Source organism: Delftia sp. GW456-R20 (assembly GCF_001622915.1).
In the GTDB taxonomy this organism is placed as follows: domain Bacteria; phylum Pseudomonadota; class Gammaproteobacteria; order Burkholderiales; family Burkholderiaceae_C; genus Comamonas; species Comamonas acidovorans.
In genome coordinates, this window is record NZ_LWCN01000004.1 from 3,667,626 (window position 1) to 3,681,349 (window position 13,724).

The 13,724-nt window shown below is 64.5% G+C and carries 10 protein-coding genes, 5 tRNA genes and 2 pseudogenes; 6 read left to right on the plus strand and 11 right to left on the minus strand.

All coding sequences use genetic code 11. From position 1 onward, the window contains the following. Positions 1–6: 6 nt before the first annotated feature. From nusG to A4F85_RS21705, 9 genes and pseudogenes are all read right to left on the minus strand, one after another. Positions 7–591, minus strand: a complete 585-nt coding sequence (nusG, locus tag A4F85_RS21665; protein WP_012202437.1) for a transcription termination/antitermination protein NusG — start codon at positions 589–591, stop codon at positions 7–9. After that, a complete protein-coding gene (gene secE / locus A4F85_RS21670; protein WP_012202436.1) occupies positions 591–974 on the minus strand; it encodes a preprotein translocase subunit SecE in 384 nt (127 codons plus the stop codon). The genes nusG and secE overlap by 1 nt, the downstream gene beginning before the upstream one ends. An 86-nt stretch (positions 975–1,060) precedes the next feature. Beyond that, a tRNA-Trp gene (locus tag A4F85_RS21675) sits at positions 1,061–1,136 on the minus strand. 9 nt (positions 1,137–1,145) lie between these two features. Continuing rightward, positions 1,146–2,335, minus strand: a pseudogene (tuf, locus tag A4F85_RS21680) (elongation factor Tu). 78 nt (positions 2,336–2,413) lie between these two features. Next, positions 2,414–2,488 (minus strand) — tRNA-Thr (locus A4F85_RS21685). Between the two features lie 43 nt (positions 2,489–2,531). Then, positions 2,532–2,605 (minus strand) — tRNA-Gly (locus tag A4F85_RS21690). A gap of 55 nt (positions 2,606–2,660) precedes the next feature. Next, positions 2,661–2,746: transfer RNA gene (locus tag A4F85_RS21695), tRNA-Tyr, on the minus strand. Positions 2,747–2,837: 91 nt separating this feature from the next. After that, positions 2,838–2,913: transfer RNA gene (locus A4F85_RS21700), tRNA-Arg, on the minus strand. Between the two features lie 80 nt (positions 2,914–2,993). Continuing rightward, positions 2,994–3,626: a TetR family transcriptional regulator gene (locus tag A4F85_RS21705; protein ID WP_169807227.1), complete on the minus strand. Its 633-nt coding sequence runs from the start codon at positions 3,624–3,626 to the stop codon at positions 2,994–2,996. 192 nt (positions 3,627–3,818) lie between these two features. Between A4F85_RS21705 and A4F85_RS21710 the strand changes: the two genes are divergently transcribed. The 4 genes and pseudogenes from A4F85_RS21710 to A4F85_RS21725 form a co-directional block, all read left to right on the plus strand. After that, positions 3,819–5,111: an efflux RND transporter periplasmic adaptor subunit gene (locus A4F85_RS21710; RefSeq protein WP_043825886.1), complete on the plus strand. Its 1,293-nt coding sequence runs from the start codon at positions 3,819–3,821 to the stop codon at positions 5,109–5,111. A 15-nt stretch (positions 5,112–5,126) separates the two neighbouring features. Further along, positions 5,127–8,282 (plus strand): efflux RND transporter permease subunit, encoded by a 3,156-nt coding sequence (locus tag A4F85_RS21715; protein ID WP_063327683.1) that lies wholly within the window; start codon positions 5,127–5,129, stop codon positions 8,280–8,282. Continuing rightward, on the plus strand, positions 8,275–9,732 hold the full coding sequence (locus A4F85_RS21720) for an efflux transporter outer membrane subunit (protein WP_043825883.1): 1,458 nt from the start codon (positions 8,275–8,277) through the stop codon (positions 9,730–9,732). The genes A4F85_RS21715 and A4F85_RS21720 overlap by 8 nt, the downstream gene beginning before the upstream one ends. A gap of 218 nt (positions 9,733–9,950) precedes the next feature. Continuing rightward, a pseudogene (locus A4F85_RS21725) lies at positions 9,951–10,481 on the plus strand (c-type cytochrome); the annotation flags it as partial. A 57-nt stretch (positions 10,482–10,538) separates the two neighbouring features. Here A4F85_RS21725 and A4F85_RS21730 read toward each other — a convergent pair. Together A4F85_RS21730 and A4F85_RS21735 are read right to left on the minus strand one after the other, a co-directional pair. Continuing rightward, positions 10,539–11,090, minus strand: a complete 552-nt coding sequence (locus tag A4F85_RS21730; RefSeq protein WP_063327685.1) for a DUF2946 family protein — start codon at positions 11,088–11,090, stop codon at positions 10,539–10,541. Between the two features lie 5 nt (positions 11,091–11,095). Beyond that, a complete protein-coding gene (locus tag A4F85_RS21735; RefSeq protein ID WP_063327686.1) occupies positions 11,096–12,082 on the minus strand; it encodes a YheT family hydrolase in 987 nt (328 codons plus the stop codon). A 148-nt stretch (positions 12,083–12,230) separates the two neighbouring features. Here A4F85_RS21735 and A4F85_RS21740 point away from each other — a divergent pair, with 148 nt between their 5' ends. After that, the gene (locus A4F85_RS21740) at positions 12,231–12,818 is read left to right on the plus strand and encodes a LemA family protein (RefSeq protein ID WP_012202362.1); all 588 of its coding nucleotides are present in this window, start codon (positions 12,231–12,233) and stop codon (positions 12,816–12,818) included. Positions 12,819–12,851: 33 nt separating this feature from the next. Continuing rightward, a complete protein-coding gene (locus A4F85_RS21745; protein ID WP_063328054.1) occupies positions 12,852–13,724 on the plus strand; it encodes a TPM domain-containing protein in 873 nt (290 codons plus the stop codon).

The window sequence follows — 13,724 nt, forward strand, 5'->3', positions numbered from 1 at the left end:
GGTAACTCAGGTTTTTTCAACCTGGGCAAATTCAAGCTCGACCGGCGTGGAGCGACCGAAGATCATCACGGAGACGCGCAGACGGCTCTTCTCGTAGTTGACCTCTTCGACAGAGCCGTTGAAGTCCGTGAACGGACCTTCCTTGACACGCACCAGCTCGCCGGGCATGAACTCGACCTTGTGGCGCGGCTTTTCCGTGCCCTCCTGCATCTGGCTGACGATCTTGCGCACTTCCTCTTCGGAAATGGGCGCAGGACGGTTCTTGGCACCGCCCACGAAACCCGTCACCTTGCTGGTGTGCTTGACCAAGTGCCAGGTGTCGTCGTCCATGACCATCTCGACGAACACGTAGCCAGGGAACAGACGGCGTTCGGTAGTGCGGCGCTGGCCATTCTTCATTTCCACCACTTCTTCAGTGGGGACAAGAATGCGACCGAACTTGGACTGCATGTCAGAGCGCGCGATGCGCTCGATGATGTTGCGCTCAACCGCCTTTTCCATGCCGGAGTAGGCATGGACGATGTACCAGCGCAGATCCGGATTGGCAGGCGCTGCCCCTCCGTCGTTCACACCCGTTTCGACAGCATCCATTACTTCCTCCAGCCCAAAATCAGGTCGTACAAGACCCACTCAAGCGTCTTGTCCGTGAACCACAGGAACAAGGCCATGATGACGACAAAGCCGAAGACGTACAAGGTCATCTGCATGGTTTCCTTGCGCGTCGGCCAGACGACCTTCTTGACTTCGCGCCAGGCATCCTGGGCAAAGCTCACGAAACGCTTTCCGGGCTCGGAAACAAGGAACGTGCCAGCAGCTGCAGCCAGGCCGACCAGCAGCACCAGCCACTGGACGATGGGCCCTTGCTTGCTCAGCAGATAGAAACCTGCGATCGCAGCAACGACTAAAGCCGCGACTGCGGCAAGCTTGGCTTTGTCAGCTCCGGAGCTGACCGTTTCAACCTGAGTAGTGGCCATAATCCATTTCTAATGCGCATCTTTTGCGCAACGCCAAGACACCGAAGCCCGCTTTGGGGCGGGCTCGTTGCGATTCCACCATCAGGTGGCAGGGGCAGTAGGAATCGAACCTACAACCTTCGGTTTTGGAGACCGACGCTCTGCCAATTGAGCTATACCCCTACGAATCAATTAGGCAATGATCTTGGCAACCACGCCAGCGCCCACGGTACGGCCACCTTCGCGGATAGCGAAGCGCAGACCTTCTTCCATGGCGATGGGGGCGATCAGCTTGACGGTGATCGACACGTTGTCGCCAGGCATCACCATTTCCTTGTCGGCGGGCAGCTCGATGGAGCCGGTCACGTCGGTCGTACGGAAATAGAACTGGGGACGGTAGTTGTTGAAGAACGGAGTGTGGCGACCACCTTCGTCCTTGGACAGCACGTACACCTCAGCCGTGAAGTGGGTGTGGGGCTTGATGGAGCCGGGCTTGCACAGCACTTGGCCGCGTTCCACGTCTTCACGCTTGGTGCCGCGCAGCAGCAGGCCCACGTTGTCGCCAGCTTGACCTTGGTCCAGCAGCTTGCGGAACATTTCCACGCCGGTGACGATGGTCTTCTGGGTGTCGCGGATACCGACGATTTCGATTTCTTCGCCGACCTTGATGATGCCGCGCTCGATACGGCCAGTCACCACGGTGCCACGGCCAGAGATCGAGAACACGTCTTCCACGGGCATTGCGAAGGCACCGTCCACAGCGCGCTCGGGCGTGGGATGTAGGAGTCCAGTGCTTCAGCCAGGCGCAGGATGGCAGGTTCGCCCTTGTCGGACTGGTCGCCTTCCAGGGCCAGCTTGGCCGAGCCGCGGATGATGGGGGTGTCGTCGCCGGGGAAGTCGTACTTGGCAAGCAGCTCGCGCACTTCCATTTCGACCAGTTCCAGCAGCTCTTCGTCGTCCACCATGTCGCACTTGTTCAGGAACACGATGATGTAGGGCACGCCCACCTGACGGGCCAGCAGGATGTGCTCGCGGGTCTGGGGCATGGGGCCGTCAGCGGCCGAGCACACCAGGATGGCGCCGTCCATTTGAGCAGCGCCGGTGATCATGTTCTTGACGTAGTCGGCGTGGCCGGGGCAGTCAACGTGAGCGTAGTGGCGACCGGCCGTTTCGTACTCGACGTGGGCGGTGTTGATCGTGATGCCGCGAGCCTTTTCTTCAGGTGCTGCGTCGATCTGGTCGTAAGCCTTGGCTTCGCCGCCGAACTTCTTGGACAGAACGGTAGCGATAGCAGCCGTCAGGGTCGTCTTGCCGTGGTCCACGTGACCGATGGTGCCAACGTTGACGTGCGGCTTGGTACGCTCGAATTTTGCTTTAGCCATTTTTCCGACTCCGAAAAAAATCTAAATCACTACAACAGGATTTGGCGCAACCCCATCTAGCGAGCGCACCAGAGATAATGGTGCCCATGGGCAGGATCGAACTGCCGACCTCTCCCTTACCAAGGGAGTGCTCTACCACTGAGCCACATGGGCCTTGAGGCTGCCGAAGCAATCTCAAAAAACTTTGCTCGCCAACTGGAGCGGGAGACGGGAATCGAACCCGCGTCATTAGCTTGGAAGGCTAGGGTTCTACCATTGAACTACTCCCGCACAGATTGACTGCACGTCGCCATCTTTTCAGATGACTTCTCTTCTTCACCATTACTGGTGGAGGGGACTGGATTCGAACCAGTGTAGGCGTAAGCCAACAGATTTACAGTCTGCCCCCTTTAGCCACTCGGGCACCCCTCCGAAGAGATTTGAATTCTAGCACCGTTTTTTTCGTCAGAAAAATTTCAGTGCATTTTTTTCTCAGGCCACCTGGGCGATCCAAGAAAAATTGTGGTGCGGCTGGCGGGGATCGAACCCACGACCCTTGGCTTCGGAGGCCAATACTCTATCCACTGAGCTACAGCCGCTCAGGGCATCGCTGCCCTGCACAAGCCGAGCATTGTCGCATGACTTTGCCCCGGCACGTCCAAGCCCCCAGGACCCGGCGCTATTGCGCCTGCGGCACCGTGAAGCCCAATCCCCGCAGGCAGACATCCACTGCCTGCGCGCCCACCTGCTTGAGATCGAAGGCCCTTCCCAGCAGCCAGCTCTGCAGCAGGCCATCGAACATGGCGCACAGCGCGATCGAGGCCTGGGGAGCCGGCATGGACATGGTCACCGCGTGGCTTTCGGCAGCCGCGCGCAGCGCCAGCTCCAGTTGCGCGGAAAAAGAGTCCAGTGCGGCACGGTTGCGCTCCTGCACGGGCATGAGCTCACCCACGTATTCCACCTTTAGCAGCAGGATCTCGAAGACGCGCCGCGTGCTGTCGTCATCGGCGATGCGCCCGAAGACCACAGCCATCAGGCGCCGCACATATTCCAGTGCATCGCACTCCGAATCGTCCTCGCAGTCGCCCTGGGCCGCCTGCTCCAGCGGGAGCGTGACGCGGTCCAGCATGGCGTAGAAGAGATCCAGCTTGTCCTTGAAATGCCAGTAGACCGCACCGCGCGTGGCGCCGGCTCGCTGGGCAATCTCGTTGAGCGAGGCCCGGGCGACACCCTGTTCGTAGAACACTTGCTCCGCAGCGTCCAGCAGACTGTTGCGCGTTGCAAACGCATCTTCTTTCGTTCGTCGTGCCAAGATGTATTTCCTTCCATCGTTGAGCCCGGCCATGCCACGCTACGCCATGCTTCGCGCCGCCTTGCAGCAACAGCGGTCATTATACATTCATGTATGTATGTATAATCCGCGACTTGCCCGTGGACACGGGCGTTCCGGATAGCGCTGACCGGAACGTCAACATCGTTATTTGATTCAGCACAAGGACCCATCATGCCCAGCACACGCAGCAATGTGTCAGCCGCTCCGTCCCCTTACAGCAGTCTGCGCCTCACCACCGTGGCCCTGGCCGTCACTGCCGCAATGGCCATGGCGGCCTGCGGGAAAAAGCCCGAAGAACAAGCTGCCGCGCAGCAGCAGATGCCCGCCGTGCCGGTGGGCGTGGTGGTCGCCACCCCCGCCGACGTGGGCCTTGTGACCGAACTCCCTGGCCGCGTGGATGCGCGCCGCGTGGCCCAGATCCGCGCCCGCAGCGCCGGCATCGTGCAGGAACGACTGTTCCGGGAAGGCAGCGATGTGAAGGCCGGCCAGGTGCTGTACCGCATCGATCCCGCACCCTACCAGGCCACGCTGCAAAGCGCCAAGGCCACGCAGGCCCGCGCCGAAGCCAACCAGGCGCAGGCACTGGCGCAGTTGGAACGCTACCGCCCGCTGGTTGCCGCCAACGCCATCAGCAAGCAGGATTTCGTCAACGCCGAGGCAGCCTACAAGCAGGCCCAGGCCGATGTGGCGGCCGGCAAGGCGTCGGTGCGCACGGCCGAGATCAATCTGGGCTACACCAACGTCACGGCCCCCATCTCCGGCCGCATCGGCCAGTCGCTGGTGACCGAAGGCGCGCTGGTCGGCCAGGGCGAGGCGACTCCGCTGGCCGTGGTCCAGCAGATCAATCCTGTCTATGTGAACTTCACCCAGTCGTCCAGCGAGGCCTTCCGGCTGCGCCGCGCGATGGAGCAGGGCAAGCTCAAGAAGGCCGATGGCGCCGAGGCTGCCAGCGTCGAGGTACGCCTGGACGACGGCACGGCCTATGAACTCAAGGGCAAGCTGCTGTTCACCGACCTGACCGTGGACAGCTCCACGGGCCAGGTCACGCTGCGTGCCGAGGTGCCCAATCCCAAGGGATTGCTGCTGCCCGGCATGTATGTGCGTGTGCGCATGGAGCAGGCCCAGGCGTCCAACGCCATTGCCGTGCCCCAGCAGGCGGTGACGCGCACCGAGACCGGCGACACCGTGAGCGTGGTCAGCGACGACGGCAAGATCACCAAGCGGCAGGTGAAGGTGACCACGGCCCAGAACAACCAGTGGCTGGTCAGCGAAGGCCTGCAGGCGGGCGAGAAGGTCATGGTCGACGGCTTCCAGAAGCTGCAGATGCTGCCGCCCGGCACGCCGGTCAAGCCCGTGCCCTGGCAGCCCGAGGCCGCAGGTGCCCAGAAGCCGGCCGGTGCGGCAGCGCCAGCCCCGCAAGCCGCAGCCGATGCCAAGCCTGCGGACCAGGCAGACAAGAAGTAATCAAGGGGCTCAGCAATGGCCAAGTTCTTTATTGACAGACCGATCTTTGCATGGGTCGTCGCGCTATTCATCATCGTCCTCGGTGGTATCGCGCTGACCAAGCTTCCGATCGCTCAATACCCCAAGGTGGCTCCTCCGGCCATCGTCATCAACACTGCCTATCCAGGCGCGTCCGCGAAGGTGCTCGAAGACAGCGTGCTGTCCGTGATCGAGCGCGAGATGAACGGCTCGCCCGGTCTGGTCTACATGGAGTCAGTGGCCCAGGCCGATGGCACGGGCAGCATCACCATCAGCTTCGAGGCCGGCACCAACGTGGATCTGGCGCAGGTGGACGTGCAAAACCGCCTGTCGCGCGCCACGCCGCGCCTGCCTGCGTCCGTGACGCAGCAGGGCGTGCGTGTGGACAAGGCGTCGTCCAACTTCCTGCTGTTCATCATGCTGTCGTCCGAGGACGCCAAGGCCTATGACACGGTGGCCCTGGGCGACTATGCCTCGCGCAACATCGTTCCCGAAATCCAGCGTGTGGCCGGCGTGGGCCAGGCACAGCTGTTCGGTACCGAAAAGGCGATGCGCATCTGGTTCGATCCCGCCAAGCTGCAGGGCTACAAGCTCTCGGCCGAGGACGTGACGGCCGCCATCCGCAGCCAGAACGCCCAGGTGGCCAGCGGCGCCATCGGCGACCTGCCCAACATCACGGGCCAGAAGATCGCCGCCACGGTGACGGTGATAGGCCAGCTGTCTTCGATCGGCCAGTTCGAGAACATCGTGCTGCGCGCCAATCCCGATGGCTCCACCGTGCGCCTCAAGGATGTGGCCACCATCGAGATCGGCGGCCAGGCCTACGCGACCTCCGCCCGCCTGAACGGCAAGGATGCCGTGGGTATCGGCGTCCAGCTGACGCCCAGCGGCAATGCGCTGGCGACCGCCAAGGCCGTGCATGCGCGCATGGAAGAGCTGCAGAAGTTCTTCCCCAAGGGCGTGAAGTACTCCATCCCCTACGACAGCTCCAAGTTCGTGAGCATCTCCATTGAGAAGGTCGCCCACACGCTGCTGGAAGCCATCGTGCTGGTGTTCCTGGTGATGTACCTGTTCCTGCAGAACTGGCGCTACACGCTGATCCCGACCATCGTGGTGCCCATTGCACTGCTGGGCACCTTCGCGGTCATGCAGGCCGTGGGCTTCTCGATCAACGTGCTGGCCATGTTCGGCATGGTGCTGGTCATCGGCATCGTGGTGGATGACGCCATCGTGGTGGTGGAGAACGTCGAGCGCATCATGAGCGAGGAAGGCCTGCCGCCGCGCGAAGCCGCGATCAAGGCCATGGGCCAGATCTCGGGCGCCATCGTGGGCATTACGCTGGTGCTGATCGCGGTGTTCATACCGCTGGCCTTCTTCGCGGGGTCCACCGGCAATATCTACCGGCAGTTCTCCATCGTGATGGTCGCCTCCATCAGCTTCTCGGCCTTCATGGCGCTGACGCTGACGCCGGCCCTGTGCGCAACGCTGCTCAAGCCCGTGGAAGCCGGTCACCACCACGAGAAGAAAGGCTTCTTCGGCTGGTTCAACCGCACGTTCGCACGCTCGGCCAAGTCCTATGAAGGCTGGGTGGCCCGACTGCTCAAGCGCTCGGTGCTGATGATCGGCGTGTACCTGGCCGTGATCGCGGGCGCCGTGGTGGTGTTCCGTGGCCTGCCGACCTCGTTCCTGCCGACCGAGGACCAGGGCTACTTCATCGTCAACGTGCAACTGCCCCCTGGCGCCGCCAAGGAGCGCACGCTGGAGGTGATGAAGCAGGTGGAAGAAGCCGTGCTGCCGCAGCCCGAAGTGGCCAACATGGTCAGCGTGCTGGGCTTCAGCTTCTCCGGCCAGGGCCAGAACGCCGCCCTCGCCTTCGTGCCGCTCAAGGACTGGTCCGAGCGCAAGGGAGCGAACTCCACGGTGGACGCCATGACGGGCCGCATCATGGGCATGACGTCGGGCATCCGCGATGCCTTCGTGTTCGCCGTGAACCCGCCGCCCATTCCCGAACTGGGCAACGCCGTGGGCTTCTCGTTCCGCCTGCAGGACCGTGCCGGCCACGGACACGATGCGCTGATCAATGCCCGCAACATGATGCTGGGCATGGCCGGGCAGAGCAAGGTGCTGGCCGGCGTGCGTCCCGATGGTCTGGAGGACGCGCCCCAGCTGCGCATCGAGATCGACCGCGACAAGGCCAACGCCCTGGGCGTGGACTTCACCTCGATCAATGCCGCGCTGTCCACGGCGCTGGGCTCGTCCTACGTCAATGACTTCCCCAACCAGGGTCGTCTGCAGCGCGTGATCGTGCAGGCCGATGCTCCGGCCCGCATGCAGCCCGACGATCTGCTGCGCCTGAACGCGCGCAATGCCAAGGGCGATCCGGTGCCGCTGTCCACGTTCGCGACCACCAAGTGGGTCAAGGGCGCCCAGCAGACGGTGCGCTACAACGGCTACCCTGCCGTGCGCATCGAAGGCTCGGCCGCACCGGGCTTCAGCTCGGGCGATGCCATGGACGAGATGGAAAAGCTGGCTGCCAAGCTGCCCGAAGGCTTCGGCTTCGAGTGGACCGGCCAGTCGCGTGAGGAAAAGCTGGCGGGCTCGCAAGCCATCTTCCTGTACGCCTTCGCCATCCTGGCCGTGTTCCTGTGCCTGGCTGCTCTGTATGAAAGCTGGTCCATCCCGCTGTCGGTGATTCTGGTCGTGCCGCTGGGTCTGCTGGGCGTGGTGCTTGCCACCTTGCTGCGCAACTACTCCAACGACGTGTACTTCCAGATCGGACTGGTGACGGTGATCGGCCTGTCGGCGAAGAACGCGATCTTGATCGTGGAGTTCGCCAAGGACCTGCAGGCCGAAGGCAAGGGACTGATCGAGGCTGCGCTGGAAGCCGCCCACCTGCGGTTCCGCCCCATCATCATGACCTCGCTGGCCTTCGGCCTGGGCGTGGTGCCTCTGGTGATCGCCACGGGCGCGAGCTCGGCCAGCCAGCGTGCCATCGGCACCGGCGTGCTCGGCGGCATGATCACCGGCACCGTGCTGGCCGTGCTGTTCGTGCCCACCTTCTTCGTCGTGGTGCGCAAGCTGTTCAAGGGCAAGATCAAATCGCACAACCCGCCGTCCACACCGGCCGGCAAGGAGGCCTTGAGCCATGATTAATCGCAGTACCCCGGTGGCCATCGCCACCGCCCTGCTCCTGGCGGGATGCTCGCTCATCCCCACCTACGAGCGCCCTGCCGCTCCGGTCGCGGCGCAGTACACCCGCGCGAACGCCACCGCTGCGGCGGAAGGCGGCACGGCTGCAGCGCAGCTGCCCTGGCAGGATTTCTTCCAGGACGCACGCCTGCAGCAGCTGGTTCGCACCGCGCTGGACAACAACCGTGACCTGCGCGTGGCCGCGCTCAACATCGAGCGTGCCCAGGCCCAGTACCGGATCACGCGCGCCGACCAGTTCCCGACGGTGGGTGCAGGCGTCAACGCCAGCCGCGCCCCGAACACCACGGGCTCGGGCACCAAGTACGTCAACAGCTACCAGGTCGGCCTCGCCGTCACCTCGTGGGAGCTGGACTTCTTCGGCCGCATCGGCAGCCTGAAGGAAGCGGCCCTGGCCCAGTACCTGGCGACCGAGGAAGCTCGCCGCGCCGCGCAGACCAGCCTGGTGGCCGCTGTGGCCAGCGGCTGGTACACGCTGCTGGCCGACGAGCAACTGCTGAAGATCTCGCGCGACACGCTGCAGACCCGTGAAGAGTCGATCAAGCTGACCAAGCTGCGTTTCGACACGGGCGTGGCGTCCGAGCTGGACTACCGCCAGGCCGTCTCGCTGACCGAGGCTGCGCGCGCCACGCTGGCGCAGCAGCAGCGCCAGCGCGCCCTGGACGAGAACGCCCTGGTGCTGCTGCTGGGCCAGTCCCTGCCAGCGGACGTGCTCGCCAGCCTGGGCTCCAGTCAGGGACTGCGCGACACGGCCGACCTGCCCGCCGTGCCGGCCGGCCTGCCTTCGGACTTGCTCACGCAGCGGCCCGACATTCGCCAGGCCGAGCAGCAGTTGATCAGCACCAACGCCAACATCGGTGCCGCGCGTGCCGCCTTCTTCCCGCGCATCACGCTGACGGGGCAGTTCGGCACGGCCAGCAACGAGCTGTCGGGCCTGTTCAAGAGCGGCAGCTGGGGCTTCACCCTCGCGCCATCCGCCCTCCTGCCCATCTTCGATGCGGGCCGCAATTCGGCCAATCTGGCTGCAGCCAAGGTCGAGCGCGAAGTGGCCATCGCCCAGTACGAGAAGTCCATCCAGAGCGCCTTCCGCGAGGTCTCCGACGCACTGGACAGCCAGGGCACGCTGCGTGACCAGATCATGGCCCAGCGCGCCCAGCTCGAAGCCGAGCAGGCACGCCTGAAGCTGTCCGACCTGCGCTACAGCAACGGCGTGGCCAGCTACCTGGACCTGCTGGATGCACAGCGCACCCTGTTCGCGCTGGAGCAGTCCACCGTGAGCGTGCGTCTGGCGCAGCTGCTCAACCAGATCGAGCTGTACAAGGCGCTTGGCGGCGGCTGGACCGACAGGACGGCGACAGCAGCGGCAGCCACGCCGGCTCCCGCGCCCGCGCAGTAAGACCCAAGCCAGGCATCTGCCGCGCCAACCGCACAGAGGTGTTCTCCGCAAGGTGAACACCTCTTTTTCATGGCGCGCGGAAAGCATTTGCCATTTGCTTGATCCATCTCATGGCATATGTGCGCCCCAGGTCAACCCGGGTCTGCGCGCAGTGTCTGCAAGAGGCCCGTCGATATAATTTGTTGTTGACTCACGCCCCCACAACACAAGAGGACTTCATGAGCGCAACCCACACCGAAGAAGCCCATACGGGCCCGATCAAGAACCCCAAGCAGCTGCTGATGGCGGTGTTTTTCTCGTTCGTGGTTCCGGTGTTCGTGATCATCGGCCTCGTGCAATACGTGAGCTCGGCCGACAAGGCCGGCGCCGGCGCTTCCCAGACCGAAATGGCCAAGGCCCAGCGGCTGCAGAAAATCGGCCTCGTGGAAATCCGGGATGCCAATCGCCCGCTGCGCTCGGGTGAAGAAGTCTTCAAGGGCCAATGCGCGGCCTGCCATGCCACAGGTGCCGCAGGTGCTCCCAAGTTCGCGGATGCCGCGGCCTGGGGCCCGCGCCTGGCACAAGGTCTGGAAGGTCTGGTGCACTCGGCCCTCAAGGGCAAGGGAGCGATGGCGCCTCAAGGCGGCGGCGATTTCAACGACACCGAAATTGCCCGTGGCGTGGTCTACATGGCCAATGCCGCAGGTGGCAAGTTTGAAGAGCCCAAGGCTCCGGCCGCAGAAGGCGCTGCAACAGAAGGTGCAGCGGCACCCGCCAACTGAGCAAGGCCCAGGATGTCTGGCACCAACCGGCTTCGGCCGGTTTTTTCATGCCCGGGCCGGACTGCGCACAAAACCGTAGCGTTGCGGCAACGTCTGTGCCGGCACCTCTTCACACGCAGGCAGCATGCCGGCGTCCAGCGCGGCAGCGGCATCGACCATGTCCTGCGTATGGACCAGGCCCAGGCCGGAGGGCATGGCCAGATACAGGCGCCCTATCTCATCCATCAAAACCTCTTTGATGTCTGCGGCCTGCAGCTCTGCCCCTGTGTGGCTGTGCATCTGCAGGCGCTCGCCATCCCAGCGCAGCCGCCATATCCAGGGTGTGCTTTCCAGTTCCACATACACGCGCTGGGGACCATTCTGGAAAAACCACCGACCGTCGGGCTCGGCAAGATAGTTGCGGGCGATGAAGTCCGCCAGCTTTTCGTTGCGTACCTCCGCGCCCTTGGCTCCCGGGATGCCGCTGTCGAAAGCGCCGCAGGCCTGGGCCTCTTCATCGCGCAGATACCAGCGCCCGCGCTCGTCCAGCCCCAGCCAGCCGCTGCAGGCGGGCACATGGGGCCATTTGGCCATGGCCTGCTTCACGATATCGTCCATTGCATTCATCCTTGTTCGCTGTCTGCCAGCCACTGCGTGACGGCCTGCGGCATGCCCAGTACATGCCCTGGCCAATGTCCCTGTGCAAAACCCACATGACCGCCATGCGGCGGTTGCCACAGCGTAACCCGTGGGCCGACCTCGCCTGGCCCTGGCAGGCTGCATGCAGGGACAAAAGGATCGTCCAGCGCATTGAGCAGCAGCGCAGGCACGGCAATGCTGCCCAGCACAGGCTTGGCTGCCGCCCGGCGCCAATAGTCGTGCGCATCGAGAAAGCCATGCACGGGTGCCGTGAACGCGTCATCGAACTCCTTCAGATCGCGCGCGCGCACCGCGGCATCGCGGTCGAAGAGCCCGGGAAATTGCGCCCATTTGACCCGCGCCTTGGGCACCAGCGTGCGCAGGAACATGCGTGTGTAGATCCAGCGGTTCAGACCCTGCCCCAGTGCCATGCCGCCAGCCGCCAGATCCAGCGGCGCACTCACCGCCGCCAGAGCCTGGACCACCTCGGCGGCCTTGTCTGCCTGCAGACCGGCCCAGCGCGCAAGCGCATTGCCGCCCAGGGAAACACCCACCACATGGAGCGGGCGGGAAGAGCGTGCGCGCAGGCGGCGCAGTATCCAGTCCACCTCGTGCACATCGCCCGAGTGATAGGCGCGCGGGCCCCGGTTGACCTCGCCGCTGCAGCCGCGAAAGTGCGGCACGGCCATGTGCCAGCCACGCTGCGCGGCCACCCAGGCCATGGCCTGGGCATAGTGGCTGTTCGCCGAGCCTTCAAGGCCATGGAAAAGCACCAGCCATGGCGCATCGGCAGGCAGGGTGGGAGCACCGCCGAAGGCGACATCGATGAAGTCGCCATCCGGGGTATCCCAGCGCTCCCAGCGCCAGGCGGGCGCCGCCTGGCCCACCGGCCAGCGGCGCGCGAACAGTGCCGGCCAGATGGTCTGGGCGTGGCCCCCGGGCAACCAGCGCGCCGCCGTGAATTCGTGCATAAAAGCCCTGTTAGCAGTCCTTGCCACACCGCTGCGCAATGGCCTTTGCCCTACAGGGCAGCAGGCCGGGCGCGCAGCACAATCGCCAGCATTGCGCATGCATCGTGCGCGATACTGTTTTCCATTGTCGCTTTCAGGTTGCCATCTTATGAAACGTCTACTCGCCACGCTTGCCACCGTCCTGGCATTGACCGGCTGCGGCTACAACGACTTCCAGCGTCTTGACGAACAGACCAAGTCGGCCTGGAGCGAGGTGCTCAACCAGTACCAGCGCCGTGCCGACCTGGTGCCCAACATCGTGGCCTCGGTCAAGGGCGAGGCCAATTTCGAGCAGGAAACCCTGACCAAGGTGGTGGAGGCACGCGCGAAGGCCACCTCCATCCAGGCCACGCCCGAGCTGGTCAACAACCCCGAGGCCTTCAACAAGTTCCAGCAGGCGCAGGGCGAGCTGTCCAGTGCCCTGTCGCGGCTGATGGTGGTGGCCGAGCGCTATCCCCAGCTGCAGGCCAACCAGGGCTTCCGCGACCTGCGTGTGACGCTGGAGGGCACGGAGAACCGCATCACCGTGGCGCGCAACCAGTACATCCAGGCCGTGCAGTCCTACAACGTGCTGGCGCGCAGCTTTCCGACCAATCTGACGGCCAAGGTTTTCAGCTACGAACCCAAGCCCAGCTTCAGCGTGCAGAACGAGGCCGAAATCTCCCGCCCGCCCACGGTGGACTTCGGCAACAAGTAAGCCGTGACCATGTCCCTGGTGCCACTGTGGCGCATGCTTTGCGCCCTTGCCCTGACCATGCTGCTGCTGCCCGGGAGCACGCTGGCGCAGGCGCCGCAGCCCGTGCCGGCCCTCTCGGCGCGGCTCATCGACCAGACGGGCACGCTGTCGGCCGATGAGGCACGCGCCATTGAAGACAGGCTGCGTGGCATCGAACAGAAGTCGGGCTCGCAGGTCGTCGTGCTGATGGTGGCCACCACCGCGCCCGAGGACATTGCCGCCTATGCCTGGCGCGTGGCCAGTGACTGGAAGATCGGCCGCCGCGACGTGGGCGACGGCCTGTTGGTGGTGATTGCCAAGAACGACAGGCGCATGCGCATGGAAGTGGCCCGCGCGCTGGAAGGCGCGATCCCCGACCTGGCGGCCGCGCGCATCATCGACCAGCAGATGGCACCACGCTTTCGCCAGGGGGACTATGCGGGCGGCATCACCGCTGCGCTGGACCAGGTGGCAGCGCGCATTGCGGGCGAGCAACTGCCGGCGCCCTCCTCCAGCCCCCAGTCTTCCAAAAGCCCGGACAGGGGCTTCGACATGGAAGACCTGATGCTGTTCTTCTTCTTCGGCGTGGCCGTGGTCGGCCCCATCCTGCGCTCGGTGCTGGGCCGGCCGCTGGCCTCCGTGCTGGCGGGGGCAGGCGCCGGCATTGCCGCCTATGTGGTGACGGCCAGTCTGCTCGTCGCCGCAGGAGCGGGAGTCGTCGCGCTGCTGTTCACCCTGCTGGGAAGCGGCCGCTCCGGCAGGGGTGGCGGCGGTGGATGGGGCGGTGGTGGCGGCTTTGGCGGAGGCGGCGGCCGCAGCGGCGGCGGGGGCTTCAGTTCCGGCAGAGGCGGCAGTTTCGGGGGCGGCGGCGCCTCGGGGAGTTGGTGA